A 19,664-nucleotide genomic window follows, 5' to 3' on the forward strand; every position below is an offset into this window, starting at 1 on the left:
ACAGGAGGTGCAGCCATGAAATCGCAGACGAATGTATCGGGACGGCTGGAGATGATCGCCGCGATGGCGCTGTCGGGCACCATTGGGTACTTCGTCGTCGAATCCGGCCAAGGCGTCTGGAACGTGGTGTTCTTCCGCTGCCTGTTCGGGGCTTTGAGCCTGTTCGCCTATTGCTGGGTCAAAGGGCTTCTCGCGCCATGGCCGTTCTCGACCCGCACGCTGATGCTCGCAACGTTGAGCGGCGCGGCCATCGTGCTCAACTGGGTGCTGCTGTTCTCGTCCTACGGCCATGCCTCGATCTCGATCGCGACAGCCGTCTACAACACCCAGCCGTTCTTCCTGATCCTGCTCGGGATGATCCTGTTCGGCGAGCGTCCAACGGGAGACGCGCTCGCTTTCATCGCCCTTGCCTTCGTGGGCCTTCTGATGGTCACCCAGGTCGAAGCCGGCACTCTCTCGTGGAGCAGCGGTTATGGGACAGGCCTTCTGCAGGCCTTGGGCGCAGCCTTCCTCTATGCAGTGGCGTCCATCGTCGTGAAGCAGCTCAAAGGCATTCCGCCGCACGTGATCGCGCTCGTGCAAGCCGTGCTCGGCACCCTGATGCTTCTGCCGCTGGCCGACTTCTCCAGCCTGCCGATGGAATCACTGCAATGGGGATATCTGGCGGTGCTCGGCGTGGTGCATACCGGCATCATGTACATCCTGCTCTACGCAGCCCTTCAGAAGCTGCCGACGCCGATGATTGCCGTGCTCTCGTTTACCTATCCGGCCGTGGCGATTCTCGTGGATTACCTGGCCTATGGCCGGGACCTGTCGCTCGGTCAGTGGAGCGGCATCGGACTGATCCTGCTCGGCAGTGCCGGGGTCAATCTCAAGTGGCGCCTTGGACTCGCTCGTTCCGGAATCAGTCCCGCCCGGACGTGAGCAGATCGGGCCGCCGCTCGCGGGTGATGCGCTCAGACTCTTCACGACGCCAGCGCTCGATCAGGGCGTGGTTGCCGGAGAGAAGCACGTCGGGGATGGGCCGTCCCTCCCACTCGCGGGGGCGCGTGTAGTGCGGATATTCGAGACGGTTCGACTCGAAGCTCTCCTCAGTGCCCGACGCCTCCTTGCCCATGACGCCGGGCAGAAGCCGTACGCATGAATCGAGCACGATCATCGCGGCCATCTCGCCGCCGGAGAGCACGTAGTCTCCGATGGAGACTTCCGTTAGCCCGCGGGCCTTGATCACGCGCTCGTCCACACCTTCGAACCGGCCGCAGACGATGACGACGCCGGGACCGGCGGCAAGCTCGCGCACGTAGCCTTGCGTGAGCGGTTTTCCGCGCGGGCTCATGAGCAGCTTCGGGCGTGGATCGTCGGCTGCTACATTCGCATCGATGGCGGAAGCCAGCACGTCGCAGCGGATCACCATGCCGGGACCGCCGCCGGCCGGCGTGTCGTCGACGGTGCGGTGACGGCCGAGGCCATGATCGCGGATGTTCTTGGCTTCAAGCGACCACACTCCGCGCGACAGCGCATCGCCGGAGAGCGACATCCCGAGCGGGCCTGGGAACATGTCCGGATAAAGGGTCAGGATGGTGGCGGAAAAGCTCACGCCTCGTCCTCGGGCTGAGGCTTTGCCGGCTCGAACAGGTCGTCGGGCGGTGCTGCCACGATGCGCTTTGCCGCGACATCCACCACCGGCACGAAGGCCTTGGTGAAGGGCAGAAGCGCGGTCGGACCCTTTTGCGCCGGGGCGATTTCGAGAAGGTCGCCGCCGCCGTAATTGGGCACCGCCACAACAGTGCCGATGATGTCGCCGGCTTCCGTCTGGACGGATAAGCCGATCAGGTCGGCCAACAGAAATTCGTCTTCCTCGTCGGGGGGAGGAAGCTTGTCGCGCTCGATGTAAAGCTGGACGCGGTTGAGAGCTTCCGACGCTTCGCGCGTGGTCACGCCGTCGACGACGGCGATGAGCAGATCGGGTGCGTCGCCGGGAGCGGCCCGCACGCTCTTCAGAGAATAGGTTTTGCCGTTGCTGGCAATCAGCGGCCGGTAACCGGCAATCGCCCGCGGATCGGCCGTATGAGACTTCAGCCGCACTTCGCCCTTGAGGCCATGGGCGCGACCGAACTCGCCCACGAGGACGAGGTCATCTCGGAGAACCGCCGCACCCCCTCCCCCCTTTGCGGGGGAGGGTGGCGAGCGGAGCGAGCCGGGAGAGGGGGCGTTCTTCGACTGAGCACGTCCCCTCTCCCGACCCTCGTTGACACGAGGGCCACCCTCTCCCGCAGAGGGGAGAGGGCGAAGGTCCTGCTTGTTCGAACGCCCCCGCTTCATTGGGGTGCTTACGCAGCCTCGCCTTCGGAGCCGGCGGCAGCCGCAGCGGCCTTGGCGTCGGCGCGCTCCTGGGACTTCTTGCCCGGAACGGCCTTCTCAGGGTTGTTGCGGGCCGGACGCTTCATGAGGCCGGCGGCGTCGAGGAAGCGCAGGACGCGGTCGGTCGGCTGAGCGCCCTTGGCGAGCCAGGCCTGGATCTTCTCGGTCTCGAGAACGACGCGACCGGCGTCATCCTTCGGCTTCATCGGGTCGTAGGTGCCGACCTTCTCGATGAAACGGCCATCGCGCGGGGAGCGCGAGTCGGCGACGACGATGCGGTAGTAGGGACGCTTCTTCGCACCACCACGGGTGAGACGGATCTTCAGGGACATTGCTATTCTCCTAGTGTTTAGGCTTTTCACCAAATTCGCTGATCAGGCGTTCGATAGAGGATTCATCCTCCAGGTCACCCGTGGACCGAAGCACTTCCACATTGGTCATGCCGTCCTCGAGCAGATCAATCTCCCAGTATTCACCGGGAACACGTGCGAGGACGGTAACCCCGTCCTCACGGAAGAAGCGGATCTCATTCCAGATTCCTGCATTCTCCAATTCCTTTGACAGCGTATGAGCGCGCTGGAGCAGATCAGCAGCCGTCATCTCAAAACCTATTTCTTCTTCCCGAACGGGAAGCCACCGATGCCCGGCAGGCCGGGGATCTTGCCGCTACCCAGACCGGGCAAGCCCGGCACCTCCTTCGGCATCGACGGAAGACCGCCGGCGCTACCGGGGAAGTCGGGCAGCTTGCCGCCCATCTGCTTCTGCAGGGCCTCGATCTGCTCCGGCGTCGGTTGGGGCATGCCGCCCATACCGCCGCCACCGCCGATGCCGAACATCTTGCCGAGTTGGCCGGCCATGCCTTTGCCCTTGCCGCCGCCCATCATCTTCATCATGTCGGCCATCTGGCGGTGCATCTTGAGCAGCTTGTTGATGTCCTCGACCTTCATGCCGGCACCGGCGGCGATGCGTTTTTTACGCGATGCCTTGAGGATGTCGGGGTTGCGGCGCTCGGACGGGGTCATGGAGTCGATGATGGCGCGCTGACGCTTGATGACCTTGTCGTCGAGATTGGCATTCTCGAGCTGCGACTTCATCTTGGCGATGCCGGGCAGCATGCCGAGCATCCCGCCGATGCCGCCGATCTTTTCCATCTGGGCGAGCTGATCGCGCAGATCGTCCAGATCGAACTTGCCCTTGCGCATCTTGTCGGCCATGCGCTGGGCTTTTTCGGCGTCGAAATTCTCGGCGGCCTTTTCCACGAGCGAGACGATGTCGCCCATGCCGAGAATGCGGTTGGCGACGCGCGACGGATGGAACTCCTCGAGCGCATCGACCTTCTCGCCCGTACCGATGAGCTTGATCGGCTTGCCGGTGACGGCGCGCATGGACAGAGCAGCGCCACCGCGGGCATCGCCGTCCATACGGGTCAGCACGATGCCCGTGACGCCGAGGCGCTGGTCGAAGGCGCGCGCAGTGTTGACTGCGTCCTGGCCGGTGAGCGCATCGGCGACGAGCAGAACCTCGTGCGGGCCGGTGGCGGTGCGCACTTCGGCCGCTTCCACCATCAGGGCCTCGTCGACCGTGACGCGGCCGGCGGTGTCGAGCATGACCACGTCGTAGCCGCCAAGCCGTGCTGCCTCCATGGCGCGCCGGGCGATCTGCACCGCCGATTGGCCGGCGACGATCGGCAGCGTGTCGACGCCCACCTGCTTGCCCAGCACCGCGAGCTGCTCCATGGCGGCCGGGCGGCGGGTATCGAGAGAAGCCATGAGCACCTTGCGGTTCTCGCGATCCTTCAGGCGACGGGCGATCTTGGCCGTGGTGGTCGTCTTACCCGAGCCCTGGAGGCCGACCATGAGGATGCCCACGGGCGGCACCGCGTTGAGGCTGATGACCTCCGCATCCGCGCCCAGCATCTCCACGAGCTGGTCGTGGACGATCTTGACCACCTGCTGGCCGGGCGAGACGGACTTTACGACCTCGGCGCCGACCGCGCGGGCGCGCACCTTGTCCGTGAACGAGCGCACGACCTCGAGGGCAACGTCCGCCTCGAGCAGGGCGCGGCGGACCTCACGCAGGGCCGCGTTGACATCCTCTTCCGTCAACGCGCCGCGGCGCGTCAGCCCGTTGAGGATATTGGAAAGCTTATCGGAAAGGCCTTCGAACATGATCACTCAATTCCTCTTGCGATGAGAGGTACATCGCGATCCTCGATGGCTTTTTCAAAGTGGCTTATGGCCGCCTCGAACTTGTCGCGGCATCCGGGATTGCAGAAGCCGACCACCTCGCCCCGATAAAGCGTGAGCGAGTCCGCCGCGATCGGCTTTCCCGACCACGGGCAGGTCTCGTTGATCGCGTCTTCAAGGCGCAAGGCTTTGTCCGACATCCGCTACCATCCCAACGCGAAACCCAAAAGAAAGCGCGCCCGAGGGCGCATCGCGCTGTCGGACGTTGACCTCCAGCCTCTCGGGCTGGTCGGCGGCTCAAAATGGGCTCGCTCTACAGATTTGCGGCCAGCCGATAAGGGAAAACGGCACGAGAGTCAAGGAAAAGGAAGACGATGGAAAGTATTGGGACGTCCAACCGCAGTCATCCCGGACGGAGCGCAGCGGAGATCCGGGATCGTTCGACGAGAATGGCGCTGCTTAACCTCTCCCGGTGGGAGAGGTTGGACCGGAGGTCCGGGTGAGGGGTTACAACCTTATCCGGAGAGGTCTGTAACCCCTCACCCCAACCCTCTCCCTCAGGGAGAGGGAGCACGTGCTCCATTCGGAAAGCAATCCCGGATCGGCTTCGCCATCCGGGATGATGCCAAGGTGATGAGGCCTGAACCCTTGCCGATCCGCCTCCCCATCCCCACGCTTAAGGCTTCGCCGAGGATCCCTGCACCGATGAACCGCCGCACCCTGCTTAAAGCGCTTGGCCTGCCCGTCGTCGCCACCGGGGCGCTGGGCTGGATGACCGCTGCGCGCTCGAAGAACCGCTATTACGACGGCCCGGTCAGCGACCATTTCGACGGAGTGCGGTTCTTCACGCCCGGCCAGCCGCAGGACAAGGGATTGATGGAACTGGCACGCTGGCGGCTCGGCGGTGGGCGCAAGGATTGGCCGGAGAGCTTCCCGAGCCCGTTCCGGGACAAGCCCCCGGCTGAGGTGCCCGGCCTGCGCTCGGCGCTTATCGGCCACGCGTCGTTCCTGATCCAGGTGGCCGGCCTCAACATCCTGACCGATCCGGTCTTTGCCGAGAAGGCGAGCCCCGTCTCCTTCGCCGGCCCCACCCGGGTCAATCCTCCGGGAATCACCTTCGACGACCTGCCGCCGATCCACGTGGTGCTGATCACGCATAACCATTACGACCATCTTGATACCGACACCTTGGGCCGTCTGTGGCGGCGAAATCGCCCGAAGATCGTGGCCCCTCTGGGCAACGATGCGGTGATCCGCGCCGAGCATCCGGACATCCCGGTCGAAACACGGGATTGGGGCGGCTCGGTCGATCTCGGCAACGGCGTCACGGCCCATCTCGAGCCCGCCTATCACTGGTCGGCGCGGGGCATCAACGACCGGCGCATGGCGCTCTGGTGCGCCTTCGTGCTCACGACGCCCGCGGGCGTGATCTACCACATCGGCGATACGGGCTTCGGCGACGGCAAGATCTTTCACGGCGTTCGCGAGCGTTTCGGCAAGCCGCGCCTCGCGCATCTGCCCATCGGGGCCTATGCGCCGCGCTGGTTCATGGAGCCGCAGCACATGAACCCGGAAGACGCCGTGAAGGTGCTGCGTATCATCGAGGCCGATCAGGCGCTCGGCCACCACTGGGGCACATTTCGACTGACGGATGAGGGCATCGAGGAGCCGCCGCAGGATCTGGCTGCGGCGCTGCAGATGGCCGAGATCCCGGAAGACCGATTTAGAGCGTTGCGGCCTGGCGAGGCATGGTCCCCATCCGCATGAAGATGGGCTCCACGAGGTCCTGCGGAGCATCCACCAGACAGGTAACGCCAGCATCGAGCAGTTCCTGCCGGGAGCCGTAGCCCCAGGTCACACCGATGGACGCAAGTCCATTAGCCTTGGCACCGATGGCGTCGTGCTTCCGGTCGCCGATCATGACGGCATCCATCGGGTCGAAGCGCTCCCGCTCGAGGATGTGCCGGATGAGATCGCGCTTGTCCGCGTTGCGGTTGTCGAGGTCCGAGCCGTAGATCTCGATGAAGAACCGCGACAGCTCGAAATGGTCGAGGATCCGCCGTGCGAAGGCTTGGAGCTTCGAGGTCGCTACATAGAGGCGGACATCCTTCTCCTGAAGATCCTGAAGCAAGACCGGGATGCCCGCATAGACCTCGTTCTCGTACAGGCCCACATCGCTGTAGCGCTCGCGGTAGAGGCGCACGGCCTCCTGCACCTCGTCCGCTCCGCCCAGAAGTTCCGTGAAGCCCGCAATCAGCGGCGGGCCGATCATCCAGGTGAGTTCGTCCGCGTCCGGAACAGGACGCCCCAATCTCTCCAAGGCATACTGGACCGATCGGGTGATGCCCGTTTTCGGGTTCGTCAGGGTTCCGTCGAGGTCGAAGAGCGCGATCATCGCAAGCGTTATTCCTTCGGCTGAACGTAGATGTTCACCTCGAAATTGGTGTCCTGCGAGTCCGTGAAGTCGCTCACGTATTCCTCGATGAACGCGTCCTTGGCCACGATCTCCTTGATGTCGAGATAGGCCGTGATCGTCTCGTAGGTGCCGTCGATCTCGTCATAGGCATCCTTATGCACGAAGCGGAAGGACTTGCCCTCAGGCGTCTTGCCGAACTTGATCTCGGGGGTGAGCTCGGTCTTGCCCTCCGGCACCTTGGCGATCGGCACCATGGCCTCGTATTTGAAGCCGTTGTCGTCGGTGTCGACGAAGATCGTGAGCGGCCGGCCCGCAGGCTCGATCCCGGCCTTCTTCAGCTCGTCTGCGATCTTGGTGAAGGCGTTCTTCAGGTTGTCGTAGGCCTCGTCCCAGGCGCTGATGCCGGCGAGCACCACCGTGTTCTTGGACACGAGCACGCCCTCCTCCACGCCGGTCGGATCGCTCGGGTTCGGAAACAGGGTCGCGCGGGCCGCCTCCTGCACGGGGGCCGGGCTGACGGGAGCCGTAGGGGTCGGGGTGACAGGCGCAGGCTGAGCCGCCACGGGCGCCTGGGGTTGGGCCGGAGTGTCCGAAGGAGCAGGAGCGGTTTGGGCCTGCGGCGCAGGCTGAGGCGCTGCCGGAGGAGGTGCTGCGGGCGCCGCCGGGGTTGCGGGCGCCTCGGTTGCCCCTGGTGGCGGGCTTGCCGGAGGAGGCGTCTGCGCCAGTGCCACGCCGGAGCACAGGGCCAGGATCAGGACAGGATGAGAGAAGCGCAGCCGCATGTGAAGAACGCCTTACCCGCGAATCAAGAAGGGATACCTTGCTGCACCATATGGGGGTTTGAACATTGCCGCGAGAGCATCCCCGACCCGCTGTGGAGAGACGGATTGCAGCAGGGCTGCCCAACAATTGGTCTGATTGACAGCACGATGCCCTCAGGGAAGCTGGAGCCGATGCCTTATGCTCATGCTTCGTCCTCTCGCCACCGGGCTTAACCCATGACGGAAGAGTTTCTGATATTTGCGCTGATCGGCTTCGGAGCTCAGCTCGTCGACGGGGCGCTGGGCATGGCATTCGGGGTTCTGTCCACCACGAGCCTGCTCGCTTTCGGGGTGCCGCCGGCCACCGCCAGCGCCGTCACCCATGTGACGGAGATCTTCACCACGGCGGCCTCCGGCACCTCGCACGTGCTCCACCGCAACGTGAACTGGCGCCTCGTGGCCCGGCTGGCTCCGGCTGGCATGATCGGCGGCGGCATCGGGGCGTTTATTCTCGCCAATATCGACGCCAAGACCATCCAGCCCCTGGTGTCGGCCTATCTCCTGGCAATTGGCCTCTACATCCTCTTCAAGGCCTTTCGGCCTCTCTGGCCCAGGGAGATGCGCGACTGGCTGGTGCCCTGGATCGGAGCGGGCGGCGGCCTGCTGGACGCCATGGGCGGCGGCGGATGGGGTCCCATCGTCACCAGTTCGCTGATCGGCCGGGGTCATGCGCCCCGGCAGGTGATCGGCTCGACGAACCTGACGGAATTCCTCGTCACTACGGTTATTTCCGCCACCTTCATCGTGACGCTGGGCTGGTCCGAGCTGAGCTCGGCGGCGGGCCTCATCGTCGGAGGGGTCCTGGCCGCACCGCTCGGCGGCTTCCTGGTCAGCCGCCTGCCGACCCGTCCCCTGATGGTGGGCGTCGGTCTCGTCATCATCGCCACCAGCATTCCGCGGATCCTGCAGGCGTTCTGACGTCATTGCCGCAGGGCTTCTCGACCCCTCTCGCGATTTATCGCATTTTCAGCCATATACGGCCGCATGAGTGCTCTTTCGAACAGCCGCTTCCTGAAGATGAACGGTCTCGGCAACGAGATCACCGTGCTGGACCTGCGCGGCTCCCTCCATCGCGTGAGCGCCGCGGAAGCGCGCGCCATCGCGGCTGATCCCCGCTCGCGCTTCGACCAGCTCATGGTGCTGCACGATCCCGTGACGCCGGGCACCGATGCCTATATGCGCATCTACAACACGGACGGCTCGGAATCCGGCGCCTGCGGCAACGGCACCCGCTGCGTTGCCTGGGCGATGACCGCCGACCCGATCATGAGCCGCCCCGTGGACCACGACCTGGTGCTCGAGACCAAGGCCGGGCTCCTGCCCGTGGAGCGGGTCTCGGACCGGGTCTTCACCGTCGACATGGGCCCGCCGCGACTGGCCTGGAACGAGATTCCCCTGCGCGATCCCTACCCGGACACCCGCACCATCGCGCTCGACACCCGGTTGCCCGACGCGCCAGAGCTGCAGGGGCCGTCGGCGGTGAGCATGGGCAATCCGCATGTGATCTTCTGGGTCGGGAATGCGGAAGGCTATGACCTTGCCGCCATCGGCCCGGTCTTCGAGCACGATCCGGCCCTGCCGGAGCGCGCCAACACCTCCTTTGCCCAAATCACCGGCCCCGAGCACATCGTCCTCCGCGTCTGGGAGCGCGGCGCCGGTGCGACCCGCGCCTGCGGTTCGGCCGCCTGCGCCACGCTCGTGGCGGCCGCCCGCAAAGGCCTCACTGGACGGAAGGCCGTGGTGGCGCTGCCCGGCGGCGATCTCGTGATCGAATGGCGCGAGAGCGACGACCACGTGCTCATGACCGGGCCGACCGAGCTGGAGCACGAGGGCACCCTGTCGCCTGCTCTGTTCTCGGAGGTCGCCTGATGGCCGTGGAGGTCGTCACCTTCGGCTGCCGTCTCAACATCTACGAGTCGGAGACCATGCAGCGCCACGCGGAAGGCGCGGGCCTCGGCGAGGTCGTGATCGTCAACACCTGCGCGGTCACGGGCGAGGCGACGCGTCAGGCGCGCCAGTCGATCCGCAGGATCGCCCGCGAGAAGCCGGGTGCGCGCATCATCGTGACGGGCTGCGCGGCTCAGGTGGAGCCGGAAACTTTTGCCGCCATGCCGGAGGTGTCTCAGGTTGTCGGCAACCATGAGAAAATGAAGGCCGAGACTTGGGCCGGGATGCGCGATTTCGGCATAGGCACCTCGGAGAGGATCCTCGTCAACGACATCATGGCGGTGAAGGAGACCGCCATGCATCTCATCGACGGCCTGCGCGGGCACACCCGCGCCTTCGTGCAGGTGCAGAACGGCTGCGACCACCGCTGCACCTTCTGCATCATCCCGTACGGGCGCGGCAACTCCCGCTCCGTGCCCATGGGCGCGGTGGTGGATCAGGTGCGCACATTGGTGGAGCACGGCTCCCGCGAGGTGGTGCTCACCGGCGTCGACATCACCAGCTACGGCCGGGACCTGCCGGGCGAGCCGAAGCTCGGCACCCTGGTGAAGGGCATCCTGCGTCACGTGCCGGAGCTGGAGCGCCTGCGCATCTCCTCGATCGACTCAGTCGAAGCCGACGGCGACCTGCTCGACGTGATCGCGGGCGAGCACCGCCTGATGCCGCATCTGCATCTCTCGCTGCAGGCCGGCGACGACATGGTGCTGAAGCGCATGAAGCGCCGGCATCTGCGCGGCGACGCCATCGCGTTCTGCGAGCAGGTGAAGCGCCTGCGCCCGGACATGATTTTCGGCGCCGACATCATCGCAGGCTTTCCGACCGAGACGGAAGAGATGTTTTCTCGCTCCCTCGACATCGTCGAGGAATGCGATCTCACGCATCTCCACGTCTTCCCCTTCTCGCCGCGCCCCGGCACGCCCGCAGCCCGCATGCCTCAGGTGGCGCGCGATGTGGTGAAGGACCGGGCGCGCCGTCTGCGCGGGAAAGGCGAGGCTGCTTTGCTCAAGCATCTCACCGCTGAGGTCGGCGCGCGCCGCACCGTGCTGATCGAGTTGAACCAGCTCGGCCGCACGGAAGGGTTTACGCCGGTGCGCTTCACCAGGCCGGTGACGCGGGGCGAGATCATGTCCGTCACCATTGCCGGACACGACGGCAAGGAGTTGCTGGCAGCGTAACCGCATCGTCATCCCGGACGGAGCGCCAGCGGAGATCCGGGATTGCGAGACCAGTCCAGAACTGCGTTGCGCCACTTTCTGCAGTGCTAGCGGCTATAGATTCCGGGCTCTGCTGCGCAGCCCCGGAATGACAGCGTTCTATCCTGCCACCGATCCCGGATCGGCTGCGCCGTCCGGGATGACACCACAGGCTTGCACCCGCTCGCGCATATGCGCCGGCACTGGCGCCTCCACGAGGATCGGAGGCTTCTTCGGATAGAGCGGCACGGTCACGCTTTTTGCATGCAGGTGCAGCCCCGGTCCGCCGAATCGTGGCGCCGTGCCGTAGATCGGATCGCCCAGGATCGGAAAGCCCGAGGCCTGGCAATGAACGCGCAGCTGATGGGTGCGGCCAGTGATGGGGCGCAGCTCCAACAAAGTGAACCTCTTTTCATCCTCCCCTTGAGGGGGAGGGTCGGAGCGCGCCAGCGCTCCGGGGTGGGGTGGCAGCGCAGGGTTTGGAGAGGTCGCGCTACTCACCCCCTCCCGCGCCTCCAGCGCGACCTCCTCCCTCAAGGGGGAGGTGAAGCTCCGTCCCAACACCCGCCACTGCGTCAGGGAAGGCTGGCCCTTCGGGTCCACCTTCATCCACCAGCCGCGATCCGGCGATTTCGGCGCGAGGGGGAGATCAATCGTGCCCTCGTCGGCCTCGGGTCCACCCTCAACCACCGCCCAGTAGACCTTGTCGATCTCACCCCGCTTGAACATCTCGTTCAGCTGCGCGATCGCCTTGGGATGTCGGCCGAGGATGAGGCAGCCTGAGGTGTCCTTGTCGAGGCGGTGCGCGGCTTCCGGGCGGCGCGGCAGGCCGAAGCGGAGGGCATCGAGATGATGAAACAGGGTCTCGCCGCCCTTGGGGCCGGGATGCACCGGCAGGCCGGCGGGTTTGTCGATCACGAGCATCAGGGCATCGCGATACAGCAATCGGCTTACTATCTCTTCCGCATTCATGTGGCCTCGGCTATCGAGGCGACAGCGCTAAATCAAGCACAAGAATGAAAAGGCACAGCAAAACCCATGGCCGAGACAAAGCCCGACAAGCCCGGATTTCTTTCCCGTCTGTTCGGGCGCAAGGCTGACGCACCCACGGCTCCCGAACCGGCGCCAGCAACCCCGCAGGCCGGCGGCGAGCCCGAGGCGATGCCCTCCCCGCCTACAACCGGTGCGGACGATCTCACGGCCGCTCCCTCGACCGTGACCACCGCCTCTCCCGATACGCCCGAGGAGAACAAGACGCCGCCCGAGCTGGCCGGCGCCGATCTCCAGCCCATCGAGGGTCTCGACCCGGAGGGCACCAACCCGCAGGAGCCGCTGCCGCGCATCGTCACCGAGCACGGCCCCGAGCTGCGCCTGGACATCACCGCCGCAGACTTAGGAACTCCTGAGCCTGCCCCTGCCGAAGTGCTCCCCTCCCCCGCCCCTGAAACACAGCCCGCCGCGGCTCGCGGCTGGTGGCAGCGCCTGACGGAGGGCATGCGCCGCACCTCCTCGTCGCTGTCCGACAGCGTCACCGGCCTCTTCACCAAGCGCCGGCTCGATGCGGCGACCCTGGAGGAGCTGGAGGACGCACTGGTCCAGGCCGATCTCGGCGTGCCCACCGCCATGCGGATCACGGAGGCGATCTCCGCCGGGCGCTACAACAAGGAGATCTCTCCCCAGGAGGTGAAGACGATTCTGGCCGGCGAGGTGGAGAAGACCCTTTCGCCCGTGGCCCAGCCGCTCATCGTCGACCGCTCGAATAAGCCCTTCGTCATTCTGATGATCGGCGTGAACGGGGCGGGCAAGACCACGACCATCGGCAAGCTCTCCCAGAAATTCCGCAGCCAGGGCCTGAAGGTGATGCTCGCCGCCGGCGACACCTTCCGGGCCGCCGCCATCGAGCAGCTGAAGGTATGGGGCGAGCGGGTCGGCGCCCCGGTGCTGTCCCGCGAGCAGGGGGCGGACGCGGCAGGGCTAGCCTATGACGCCCTGCAGGAGGCCAAGGCCAACGGCTCCGACGTGTTGCTCATCGACACGGCCGGCCGCCTGCAGAACAAGGCCGGGCTCATGGCCGAACTCGAGAAGATCGTGCGGGTGGTCAAGAAATTCGACCCGAGTGCGCCCCATGCCACGCTCCTTGTGCTCGATGCGACGGTCGGCCAGAATGCCATGAGCCAGGTGGAGCTGTTCCAGAAGGCCGCCGGCGTCACGGGCCTCGTGATGACCAAGCTCGACGGCACGGCCCGGGGCGGCATCCTTGTGGCGCTCGCCGAGAAGTTCCGCCTGCCGGTGCACTTCATCGGCGTCGGCGAGGGGGTGGAGGACCTGGAGCCTTTCACCGCACGGGATTTCGCCAAAGCCATTGCGGGCCTAGATTCGTGATAACCCAATGTCATTCCCGGCCGGAGCGTAGCGGAGACCGGGAATGACACCGGTGTCTCATTGCCGTGAAATGTTCTAGAAGACCCTCATGACCGACGAAAAACGCCTCCCTCCCCTCCTCAAGCTCGCCCTGGAACTCGGCCCGCTGGCCCTGTTCTTCATCGGCAACGCCTATGGCGACCGCTTCGGCTTCGCGGAAGACCAGCGCATCTTCGCCGCCACGGGGGTCTTCATCGTGGCGACGGTGATCGCGCTCGGGATCAGCTACGGGCTCACCCGCAAGCTGCCGATCATGCCCGTGGTGTCGGCCATCGTGGTGGTGATCTTCGGCGGACTGACGCTCTTCCTGCAGGACGATCTCTTCATCAAGCTCAAGCCCACCATCGTGAACACTCTGTTCGGGCTCGTGCTGCTCGGCGGGCTCTATTTCCGCAAGCCCCTGCTGCAGATCGTGCTCGACAGCGTGTTCGACCTCGACGAGGAGGGCTGGCGCAAGCTCACCTTGCGCTGGGCCCTGTTCTTCTTCGCGCTCGCCGCCATCAACGAGATCGTCTGGCGCACGCAGACCACGGATTTCTGGGTGAGCTTCAAGGTCTTCGGCATCATGCCGCTCACCATCGCGTTCGCACTCGCCCAGACACCGCTGCTGCTGAAGCACGAGATCAAGAAGGCGGAAGAGGTCTGATACCCGCAACGTCATCCCCGGACTTGTTCCGAGGATCCATGTCCTAAAACGGCTCAAAGACGTGGATGGCCGGGACAAGCCCGGCCATGACGGCGAAGTGTGCGCGAGGCGTCACCCCACCGGCTTCATCAGCACCATCCTGCGGGTGACCCCCGGCAGCGGATCGCATTCCACCTCCGTCCAGAGATTCTCCTCGCCGGCCGCCATGACAGTCTCCTGCGAAGCGAGAAGCTCGCAATCGGCAGCTTTCGTCGCCTGCTCGATGCGGGACGCGATGTTGACGGTCTCGCCGACGACGGTGAACTCAAGCCGGCTCTCGTCGCCCACTACGCCGCAGAACACGTCGCCCGTATGGATGCCGATGCCGAGGCGCACCGGCGGGTCGAAGCGGCGCTTGGCGTTCCAGCGTTCGATCAGCGTCAAAAGGGTGCGCCCGCAGGCGAGCGCACGGCTGGCGTCGCCGTCCTGCGCACCCGGCACGCCGAAGAGGATGAGCGCCCCATCGCCGGTGAACTTGTCGATGACGCCGCCATGCCGGGAGGCCGCGCGCAGCACACGGCGGCGGAAGGATGTGATGAACACAGCAAGCTGCGCCGGCTCCATGGTCTCGCCGAAGGTGGTCGAGGCGCGGATGTCGACGAACATCACGGTCACCGGAATGCGCCGCCCCTGGCGCAAGGACGCGAAGGCCTGATCGGTCAGGATGGGGGCGAACTCGCTCGGCAGGTAACGGGTGAGATTGACCCGCAGGGTGGTTTCGCGCACGGCCCGCTCCAGCATCAGCCGCCCCTGGCGCGCCACGAGGATCAGGATCAGGCCGGCGGCAAAAACCATGACGATGCGCACCATGTTGGTCTGCATGGAGAACAGGCCCGCGATGGCGGCAAGATCCTGCTGCCGCTCCTCGATGCTCATGAACCCGCCGCTGAAGGCGATGAGCGTCAGGCCGACCACATAGATGGCGGCCACGAAGGCCTGAAGCCGCGGCTGATAGTGGATCGCCGCCGCCGCCATGGTGATCGGCACCACCCAGGACACCGGAAACGCCGAAAATAGACTTCCCGGAATGCCCAAGCCCCAATGGCTATAGGCGAGATTGCCGAGAACCAGGAAGGCATCCGTCATGGCCGTGACCACCGGCAGCTGCGCAATGGCCATCCGCTTCGAGGCAAGCCACGCGCCGACCCATCCCGAGGCGCCGAACAGGGCTAGGGTGAGCTCCGCCGCGGCGATCTGCTTGCGCGCCACGGGGCTGTCGAGTTCGACGCCTGCCGTGGCGATCACGACGGCGAGCAGCAGCAGACCCGCCGTGACCATGCGGGCCATGCCGGCCCGCTGCAGCGCCCCGGTGTCGGCCTCGCGAATCAGCCGGTGGGTGGCATCGCTCAAGGCTGGCGTCGTGCGGAGGTTGTTGAGCAGGCCCAGGGCGGCGCGGGTGCGGGATCGAGGGGTCACGGGCTTCCTTTTGCTCGCCGATGGTTGATGCACTATGTCACTGGACTGCCCCAGCGCCCATTACGGATCCGTTACGCTAGCATGAACTGCCGTCTGACCGCGGCAGCAGCCTCATCTCACAGGAATATATGGTTCATGAGCGAGACCAGCCAAGCGATCACCGTCTATGTGGATGCGGATGCCTGCCCGGTGAAGAGTGAAATCTACAAGGTCGCCGGGCGCCACGGCGTGAAGGTGTTCGTGGTGTCGAACTCGTTCCTGCAGGTGCCGGCCGATCCGTTGATCGAGCGCGTGGTGGTGAGTTCAGGGTTCGACGCAGCCGACGACTGGATCGCCGAGCGCGCCCGGCGCGGCGCCATCGTGATCACCGCCGACATCCCGCTCGCCCACCGCTGCGTGACGGCCGGTGCCGACGTGATCGGCCCGACGGGTAGGCCCTTCACGCAAGCCTCCATCGGCATGGCGCTCGCCACCCGCAACCTCATGGAGGACCTGCGCGCCATGGGCGACGTGACCGGCGGGCCGAAGCCGTTTTCGGCAAAAGATCGCTCGGCGTTCCTGTCGGCGCTGGACGTGTCGATCAACCGGCTCAAGCGCGCGGGATTTGGCGCAGGCGCTCCTTGAATGCCCCAAGATTCTCCGGCGTCAGAGGCCCGATATGCTTGTGGCGGATGGTGCCGTCGGGGCCGACGATGAAGGTTTCCGGCACGCCGTAGACGCCCCAGTCGATGGAGGTGCGGCCGTTGGGGTCGACACCCACGGCGGCATAGGGGTTGCCGAGGCTGCCGAGGAAGCGGCGGGCGTTGTCCGTGTTGTCGCGCTGGTTGATGCCGACCACGCGGATCGACGGGTCCTTGGCGAGATCGACGAGCAGCGGGTGCTCCTGGCGGCAGGGGCCGCACCAGGATGCCCAGACATTCACCACCGTGACGCGGCCCTTCAGGTCCTCGTTCGACAAACCCGGCACGGCCTGTCCATTGGCCACAAGGCCGTCCAGCGGCGCGAGGTTGAAGGTTGGCACGGGCTTGTTGATCAGCACCGAGGGCAGCTCGGCCGGGTTGCGGCCGGAGAACAGCTGCACGGCGAAAAGACCAGCCAGGGCGAGAAAGACCAGCCCCGGCAGGATGAAGATCAGGCGCGACCGGGGGCGCTCGGTTGCCTCAGCCACGGCGGGATCTCCGGCCGACGCCACGGGATTCAAGGTCGGCGAGCGCGCGCAGCTGAATGCGGTGGTCGATCACGGCGCGCAGGATCAGACCTGCGACCACAAGGGCAGTCACGATGTAGGAAAAGGCGATGAAGAACGTGTGCGACATGGCTTAAGCCGCCTGTGCGTCGAGGCGCTCGGCCTCGAGAATGGTCAGGGTGCGCACACGACGGCGCAGGATCTCGGTGCGCATGCCGGAGAGATGCAGCGCCACGCCCAGGAGCGAGAAGGCCACGGCCATGATCAGGAGCGGCACGAGCATGGAGGGATGGATGGTCGGCCCGTCGATGCGGAACACCGAGGCCGGCTGGTGAAGGGTGTTCCACCAATCGACGGAGAATTTGACGATCGGCACGTTCACTGCGCCGACAAGCGTGAGGATCGACACGGCCCGGGCCGCGCGGTTCGGCTCCTCGATGGCGCGCCAGAGGGCCAGGATCCCGAGATAGATCAGCAGCATCACCAGCATGGAGGTGAGCCGGGCATCCCACTGCCAGTAGGTGCCCCACATGGGCTTGCCCCAGAGCGAGCCGGTGACGAGGCAGATCAGCGTGAACGCAGCCCCGATGGGGGCGGCCGCCTTCTGCGACACGTCGGCGAGCGGATGGCGCCAGACCAGCGTGCCGAGCGCGGAACTTGCCATGATCATGTAGAAGAACAGGGACAGCCAGGCCGCCGGCACATGGAGATACATGATCTTGACCGTCTCGCCCTGCTGGTAATCGGCGGGCGCAGCGAACCAGACCATGTAGAGCCCGACACCCAACAGGATCGCGGCAAGCCCCCCTACCCACGGCAGCAGCGTGCCGCTGAGGCTCATGAAGCGGGTCGGGTTGGCAAGCTCTCGGATCATGGGTTCGATGTAGCGGTCTTAAGAAGCGCCTGCAACGCGGAGATCGCCGCAAGGCGAATAACGTTTTCGCCAGAGATGGGGTTTGTAGAGGTTCCGGAAGCGATTTGGCATTCCGGAAATGTGCGTAGAATCTTGGCTTTATCATGTGATGACCTGTCCCCGCGTCATCACCAGCCTTGTGCCGGTGATCCACGTCTTTGCGGCGGTTCAAGACGTGGATGGCCGGAACAAGTCCGGCCATGACGAGGAGAGTGTCATCCCCGGCGTGCGTCAGCGAGGGAAGGGGATCCATTCACACACGCGGCGCTATGGATTCCCTTCCCCTCCGCTGCGCTCCGGCCGGGAATGACACTGGGGCATGAAACCTTCCCGCCTTTCATTCGCCATTCGAACTGGCCTATAGTTTCGCATCTCTGTTGCGGAGCGATCATGCGCCTCGGATTGCCTAGTCTCCTCGGCCTCACCCTGCTCACGCTTCCGGCTTTAGCGCAGGACATCACCTTGCGCCTGCCGGTCGCCTGCGAGATCGGGCGCACCTGCTTCATCCAGAACTATCTGGACCGTGACCCCTCCCCGGCCGTGAGCGACTACCAATGCGGCACCCTGACCTATGAGGACCACGACGGCACCGACATCCGCATTCCGAACATGCTGGCGCAGCAGGCCGGTGTCGATGTGGTTGCCGCTGCCGATGGCAAAGTCGCGAACACGCGCGAAGGCGTTCCTGACACTGCCGTCACCGAGCAGACCCGTGAAAAGATCAGCCAGATCGGCTGCGGCAACGCCGTGGTGATCGATCACGGCAACGGCTGGCGCACAGCCTATTGCCATATGGCGAAGGGCAGCGTCACCGTGCGATCCGGCCGCGAAGTGAAGGCCGGTGACAAGATCGGCCAGATCGGGCTGTCGGGACTGACCGAATATCCCCATCTGCACTTCACGCTTCTCAAGGACGGCAAGCCCGTCGATCCCTTCGCCTATGGGGCGCCGGAAAAGTCCTGCGGTGGCGGCAAGTCCCTGTGGGAGGCGTCCCTCCAGCGGACGCTCGCCTATCAGGCAGGCGCCGTGCTTAACAAGGGTTTTGCCGGCGGCCCCGTGACCATGGAGGCGATCGAATCGGGCGCGGCCGAGCGGGAGACGCCGACCACGAAGTCTCCCGCTCTCGTGGCCTTCGTGCGCGCCATCGGCCTCAAAGGCGGCGACGTTCAGACCCTCACCCTGTTCGATCCGGACGGCAAGCCGCTCGCCCAGAACAAGGCGCCACCGCTTGATCGCGCCAAGGCGCAGTGGATGGCCTTTTCCGGCGTCAAACAGCCTGAAGGAGGCTTCCGCCCCGGCCTCTACCGGGCGATCTACCGGGTCGAGCGGGACGGCAAGCCGGCCATCGAGCAGGCCTTCGGCATCAGCCTTCGTCCGTGACGCCTTCATGCGCCGTTCGGCTGTCCGCCGGCGCCTCGTCGCGTTCATTGAGACCGTAGTCGCGGAGCACGCTCGCGACCCGCAGGCGGTAATCGCGAAACACGCCGTCACGGCCCGCCCCTTGCGTGGTGCGGTGGGAGGGCAGGTTGCGCCAGGCCCGCACTGCCTCCTCGTCGCGCCAGAACGACAGCGATAAAAGCTTGCCGGGCTCGGAGAGGCTCTGGAAGCGCTCGATGGAGATGAATCCGTCCATCGCCATGAGGTCGGAGCGGAGCGCCGCAGCGAGACCGAGATAATCCCGCTTGCCCACATCCCCGGCCAGCCAGACTTCGAAGATTACCGCGATCATGGCTTGATCAGCTCCGCATAAGGGCCTGAGGCAAGTCGCAGGAAGGTCCGGTCCTCCCGGCGGATGAACTGCTCCCGCTTGGCGAATTCGTAATTGGCGCGGCCTGCAGGATCGTTCCTCAGGCGCTCGCGATAGGCCTCGTATTCGGAGAGGTTCTTGATGTTGTACACGCCGTAAGCCAATGTGCTCGAGCCCTCGTGGGGAGCATAATAGCCGATCAGATCCGCGCCGCAGCGGGGAATCGCCTGGCCCCAGTTGCGGGCATATTCATTGAAGGCCTCGACCTTGAAGGGGTCGATTTCGTAGCGGATGAAGCACGTGATCATCGATAGCATCCTTTGACTAAGACAGTTCGGTCTTAGCCGATGGATCGGCGCTGATGCTTCGGCT

General features: G+C 65.3%; 24 protein-coding genes. 9 read left to right on the forward strand and 15 right to left on the reverse strand.

Features of this window, described 5'->3' with window-relative positions; translation table 11 throughout:
- Positions 1 to 15: 15 nt before the first annotated feature.
- A complete protein-coding gene (locus JKL45_RS14715; protein WP_201862091.1) occupies positions 16 to 924 on the forward strand; it encodes a DMT family transporter in 909 nt (302 codons plus the stop codon).
- Here JKL45_RS14715 and trmD read toward each other — a convergent pair.
- The 6 genes from trmD to JKL45_RS14745 are packed head-to-tail and all read right to left on the reverse strand — an operon-like array spanning position 905 to position 4,747.
- On the reverse strand, positions 905 to 1,597 hold the full coding sequence (gene trmD / locus JKL45_RS14720; protein ID WP_201862093.1) for a tRNA (guanosine(37)-N1)-methyltransferase TrmD: 693 nt from the start codon (positions 1,595 to 1,597) through the stop codon (positions 905 to 907). The genes JKL45_RS14715 and trmD overlap by 20 nt on opposite strands.
- Positions 1,594 to 2,322, reverse strand: coding sequence for a ribosome maturation factor RimM (gene rimM, locus JKL45_RS14725; RefSeq protein ID WP_210345774.1), 729 nt, complete (start codon positions 2,320 to 2,322; stop codon positions 1,594 to 1,596). The genes trmD and rimM overlap by 4 nt, the downstream gene beginning before the upstream one ends.
- A gap of 8 nt (positions 2,323 to 2,330) precedes the next feature.
- Positions 2,331 to 2,693 (reverse strand): 30S ribosomal protein S16, encoded by a 363-nt coding sequence (rpsP, locus tag JKL45_RS14730; protein ID WP_201862098.1) that lies wholly within the window; start codon positions 2,691 to 2,693, stop codon positions 2,331 to 2,333.
- 10 nt (positions 2,694 to 2,703) lie between these two features.
- Complete coding sequence (locus tag JKL45_RS14735; protein WP_201862100.1) at positions 2,704 to 2,961, reverse strand: hypothetical protein; 258 nt, start codon at positions 2,959 to 2,961, stop codon at positions 2,704 to 2,706.
- 8 nt (positions 2,962 to 2,969) lie between these two features.
- Positions 2,970 to 4,529 carry a signal recognition particle protein gene (gene ffh / locus JKL45_RS14740; RefSeq protein ID WP_201862189.1) on the reverse strand — a complete coding sequence of 520 codons (1,560 nt, stop codon included), beginning with the start codon at positions 4,527 to 4,529 and terminating at the stop codon, positions 2,970 to 2,972.
- 2 nt (positions 4,530 to 4,531) lie between these two features.
- Positions 4,532 to 4,747, reverse strand: coding sequence for a glutathione S-transferase (locus JKL45_RS14745; protein WP_201862102.1), 216 nt, complete (start codon positions 4,745 to 4,747; stop codon positions 4,532 to 4,534).
- A 505-nt stretch (positions 4,748 to 5,252) separates the two neighbouring features.
- Here JKL45_RS14745 and JKL45_RS14750 point away from each other — a divergent pair.
- Positions 5,253 to 6,314: an MBL fold metallo-hydrolase gene (locus JKL45_RS14750; protein WP_201862106.1), complete on the forward strand. Its 1,062-nt coding sequence runs from the start codon at positions 5,253 to 5,255 to the stop codon at positions 6,312 to 6,314.
- On the opposite strand, the gene JKL45_RS14755 is transcribed toward JKL45_RS14750, so the two are convergent.
- Both JKL45_RS14755 and JKL45_RS14760 read right to left on the reverse strand, forming a co-directional pair.
- Positions 6,271 to 6,942 (reverse strand): HAD family hydrolase, encoded by a 672-nt coding sequence (locus tag JKL45_RS14755; protein ID WP_201862109.1) that lies wholly within the window; start codon positions 6,940 to 6,942, stop codon positions 6,271 to 6,273. The two genes, JKL45_RS14750 and JKL45_RS14755, sit on opposite strands and share 44 nt — an antisense overlap.
- Before the next feature lie 8 nt (positions 6,943 to 6,950).
- A complete protein-coding gene (locus tag JKL45_RS14760; RefSeq protein WP_201862117.1) occupies positions 6,951 to 7,745 on the reverse strand; it encodes a GyrI-like domain-containing protein in 795 nt (264 codons plus the stop codon).
- Between the two features lie 216 nt (positions 7,746 to 7,961).
- On the opposite strand from JKL45_RS14760, the gene JKL45_RS14765 reads away from it, so the two are divergent.
- From JKL45_RS14765 to mtaB, 3 genes are all read left to right on the forward strand, one after another.
- Positions 7,962 to 8,702, forward strand: a complete 741-nt coding sequence (locus JKL45_RS14765) for a sulfite exporter TauE/SafE family protein (protein ID WP_201862119.1) — start codon at positions 7,962 to 7,964, stop codon at positions 8,700 to 8,702.
- A 66-nt stretch (positions 8,703 to 8,768) separates the two neighbouring features.
- Positions 8,769 to 9,653, forward strand: coding sequence for a diaminopimelate epimerase (gene dapF / locus JKL45_RS14770; protein WP_201862121.1), 885 nt, complete (start codon positions 8,769 to 8,771; stop codon positions 9,651 to 9,653).
- The gene (gene mtaB, locus JKL45_RS14775; RefSeq protein WP_201862125.1) at positions 9,653 to 10,906 is read left to right on the forward strand and encodes a tRNA (N(6)-L-threonylcarbamoyladenosine(37)-C(2))-methylthiotransferase MtaB; all 1,254 of its coding nucleotides are present in this window, start codon (positions 9,653 to 9,655) and stop codon (positions 10,904 to 10,906) included. The genes dapF and mtaB overlap by 1 nt, the downstream gene beginning before the upstream one ends.
- Before the next feature lie 138 nt (positions 10,907 to 11,044).
- Here the strand turns inward: mtaB and JKL45_RS14780 are convergent, their stop codons facing one another.
- Entirely contained in the window at positions 11,045 to 11,896 is an 852-nt protein-coding gene (locus JKL45_RS14780) for an RluA family pseudouridine synthase (protein WP_201862127.1), read from the reverse strand.
- Between the two features lie 66 nt (positions 11,897 to 11,962).
- Between JKL45_RS14780 and ftsY the strand changes: the two genes are divergently transcribed.
- Positions 11,963 to 13,306 (forward strand): signal recognition particle-docking protein FtsY, encoded by a 1,344-nt coding sequence (ftsY, locus tag JKL45_RS14785; RefSeq protein WP_201862129.1) that lies wholly within the window; start codon positions 11,963 to 11,965, stop codon positions 13,304 to 13,306.
- An 88-nt stretch (positions 13,307 to 13,394) separates the two neighbouring features.
- Entirely contained in the window at positions 13,395 to 13,991 is a 597-nt protein-coding gene (locus JKL45_RS14790) for a septation protein A (protein ID WP_201862131.1), read from the forward strand.
- 111 nt (positions 13,992 to 14,102) lie between these two features.
- Here the strand turns inward: JKL45_RS14790 and JKL45_RS30670 are convergent, their stop codons facing one another.
- Complete coding sequence (locus tag JKL45_RS30670) at positions 14,103 to 15,446, reverse strand: adenylate/guanylate cyclase domain-containing protein (RefSeq protein WP_201862134.1); 1,344 nt, start codon at positions 15,444 to 15,446, stop codon at positions 14,103 to 14,105.
- 135 nt (positions 15,447 to 15,581) lie between these two features.
- Here JKL45_RS30670 and JKL45_RS14800 point away from each other — a divergent pair, with 135 nt between their 5' ends.
- Positions 15,582 to 16,070 (forward strand): YaiI/YqxD family protein, encoded by a 489-nt coding sequence (locus JKL45_RS14800; protein WP_201862136.1) that lies wholly within the window; start codon positions 15,582 to 15,584, stop codon positions 16,068 to 16,070.
- Here the strand turns inward: JKL45_RS14800 and JKL45_RS14805 are convergent.
- Genes JKL45_RS14805 through JKL45_RS14815 form a run of 3 tightly spaced genes read right to left on the reverse strand, consistent with a single transcriptional unit; the run spans position 16,036 to position 17,506 of the window.
- On the reverse strand, positions 16,036 to 16,614 hold the full coding sequence (locus tag JKL45_RS14805) for a DsbE family thiol:disulfide interchange protein (RefSeq protein ID WP_201862138.1): 579 nt from the start codon (positions 16,612 to 16,614) through the stop codon (positions 16,036 to 16,038). The two genes, JKL45_RS14800 and JKL45_RS14805, sit on opposite strands and share 35 nt — an antisense overlap.
- Complete coding sequence (ccmD, locus tag JKL45_RS14810; protein WP_201862140.1) at positions 16,607 to 16,762, reverse strand: heme exporter protein CcmD; 156 nt, start codon at positions 16,760 to 16,762, stop codon at positions 16,607 to 16,609. Before ccmD ends, JKL45_RS14805 begins: the two co-directional genes overlap by 8 nt.
- A 3-nt stretch (positions 16,763 to 16,765) precedes the next feature.
- Positions 16,766 to 17,506, reverse strand: coding sequence for a heme ABC transporter permease (locus JKL45_RS14815; RefSeq protein ID WP_201862141.1), 741 nt, complete (start codon positions 17,504 to 17,506; stop codon positions 16,766 to 16,768).
- A gap of 429 nt (positions 17,507 to 17,935) precedes the next feature.
- On the opposite strand from JKL45_RS14815, the gene JKL45_RS14820 reads away from it, so the two are divergent.
- Positions 17,936 to 18,925: a M23 family metallopeptidase gene (locus JKL45_RS14820; protein ID WP_201862142.1), complete on the forward strand. Its 990-nt coding sequence runs from the start codon at positions 17,936 to 17,938 to the stop codon at positions 18,923 to 18,925.
- Here the strand turns inward: JKL45_RS14820 and JKL45_RS14825 are convergent.
- Both JKL45_RS14825 and JKL45_RS14830 read right to left on the reverse strand, forming a co-directional pair.
- A complete protein-coding gene (locus JKL45_RS14825; RefSeq protein WP_201862143.1) occupies positions 18,909 to 19,274 on the reverse strand; it encodes an antibiotic biosynthesis monooxygenase family protein in 366 nt (121 codons plus the stop codon). The genes JKL45_RS14820 and JKL45_RS14825 overlap by 17 nt on opposite strands.
- On the reverse strand, positions 19,271 to 19,600 hold the full coding sequence (locus JKL45_RS14830) for an NIPSNAP family protein (RefSeq protein WP_201862144.1): 330 nt from the start codon (positions 19,598 to 19,600) through the stop codon (positions 19,271 to 19,273). Before JKL45_RS14830 ends, JKL45_RS14825 begins: the two co-directional genes overlap by 4 nt.
- Positions 19,601 to 19,664: the final 64 nt, after the last annotated feature.

This window comes from Microvirga soli (assembly GCF_016734765.1).
Lineage (GTDB): Bacteria > Pseudomonadota > Alphaproteobacteria > Rhizobiales > Beijerinckiaceae > Microvirga > Microvirga soli.

Bases quoted from the DNA above. Each gene is read 5' to 3' on its own strand.
- dapF (WP_201862121.1), top strand. From the start codon at position 8,769: ATGAGTGCTCTTTCGAACAGCCGCTTCCTGAAGATGAACGGTCTCGGC.
- JKL45_RS14825 (WP_201862143.1), bottom strand. From the start codon at position 19,274: ATGATCGCGGTAATCTTCGAAGTCTGGCTGGCCGGGGATGTGGGCAAG.
- ffh (WP_201862189.1), bottom strand. From the start codon at position 4,529: ATGTTCGAAGGCCTTTCCGATAAGCTTTCCAATATCCTCAACGGGCTG.
- mtaB (WP_201862125.1), top strand. From the start codon at position 9,653: ATGGCCGTGGAGGTCGTCACCTTCGGCTGCCGTCTCAACATCTACGAG.
- ftsY (WP_201862129.1), top strand. From the start codon at position 11,963: ATGGCCGAGACAAAGCCCGACAAGCCCGGATTTCTTTCCCGTCTGTTC.
- JKL45_RS14715 (WP_201862091.1), top strand. From the start codon at position 16: ATGAAATCGCAGACGAATGTATCGGGACGGCTGGAGATGATCGCCGCG.
- ccmD (WP_201862140.1), bottom strand. From the start codon at position 16,762: ATGTCGCACACGTTCTTCATCGCCTTTTCCTACATCGTGACTGCCCTT.
- JKL45_RS14735 (WP_201862100.1), bottom strand. From the start codon at position 2,961: ATGACGGCTGCTGATCTGCTCCAGCGCGCTCATACGCTGTCAAAGGAA.
- JKL45_RS14830 (WP_201862144.1), bottom strand. From the start codon at position 19,600: ATGATCACGTGCTTCATCCGCTACGAAATCGACCCCTTCAAGGTCGAG.
- JKL45_RS14750 (WP_201862106.1), top strand. From the start codon at position 5,253: ATGAACCGCCGCACCCTGCTTAAAGCGCTTGGCCTGCCCGTCGTCGCC.
- JKL45_RS14755 (WP_201862109.1), bottom strand. From the start codon at position 6,942: ATGATCGCGCTCTTCGACCTCGACGGAACCCTGACGAACCCGAAAACG.
- JKL45_RS14765 (WP_201862119.1), top strand. From the start codon at position 7,962: ATGACGGAAGAGTTTCTGATATTTGCGCTGATCGGCTTCGGAGCTCAG.
- JKL45_RS14800 (WP_201862136.1), top strand. From the start codon at position 15,582: ATGAGCGAGACCAGCCAAGCGATCACCGTCTATGTGGATGCGGATGCC.
- rimM (WP_210345774.1), bottom strand. From the start codon at position 2,322: ATGAAGCGGGGGCGTTCGAACAAGCAGGACCTTCGCCCTCTCCCCTCT.
- JKL45_RS14820 (WP_201862142.1), top strand. From the start codon at position 17,936: ATGCGCCTCGGATTGCCTAGTCTCCTCGGCCTCACCCTGCTCACGCTT.
- JKL45_RS14745 (WP_201862102.1), bottom strand. From the start codon at position 4,747: ATGTCGGACAAAGCCTTGCGCCTTGAAGACGCGATCAACGAGACCTGC.
- JKL45_RS14760 (WP_201862117.1), bottom strand. From the start codon at position 7,745: ATGCGGCTGCGCTTCTCTCATCCTGTCCTGATCCTGGCCCTGTGCTCC.
- JKL45_RS14815 (WP_201862141.1), bottom strand. From the start codon at position 17,506: ATGATCCGAGAGCTTGCCAACCCGACCCGCTTCATGAGCCTCAGCGGC.
- JKL45_RS14790 (WP_201862131.1), top strand. From the start codon at position 13,395: ATGACCGACGAAAAACGCCTCCCTCCCCTCCTCAAGCTCGCCCTGGAA.
- rpsP (WP_201862098.1), bottom strand. From the start codon at position 2,693: ATGTCCCTGAAGATCCGTCTCACCCGTGGTGGTGCGAAGAAGCGTCCC.
- JKL45_RS14780 (WP_201862127.1), bottom strand. From the start codon at position 11,896: ATGAATGCGGAAGAGATAGTAAGCCGATTGCTGTATCGCGATGCCCTG.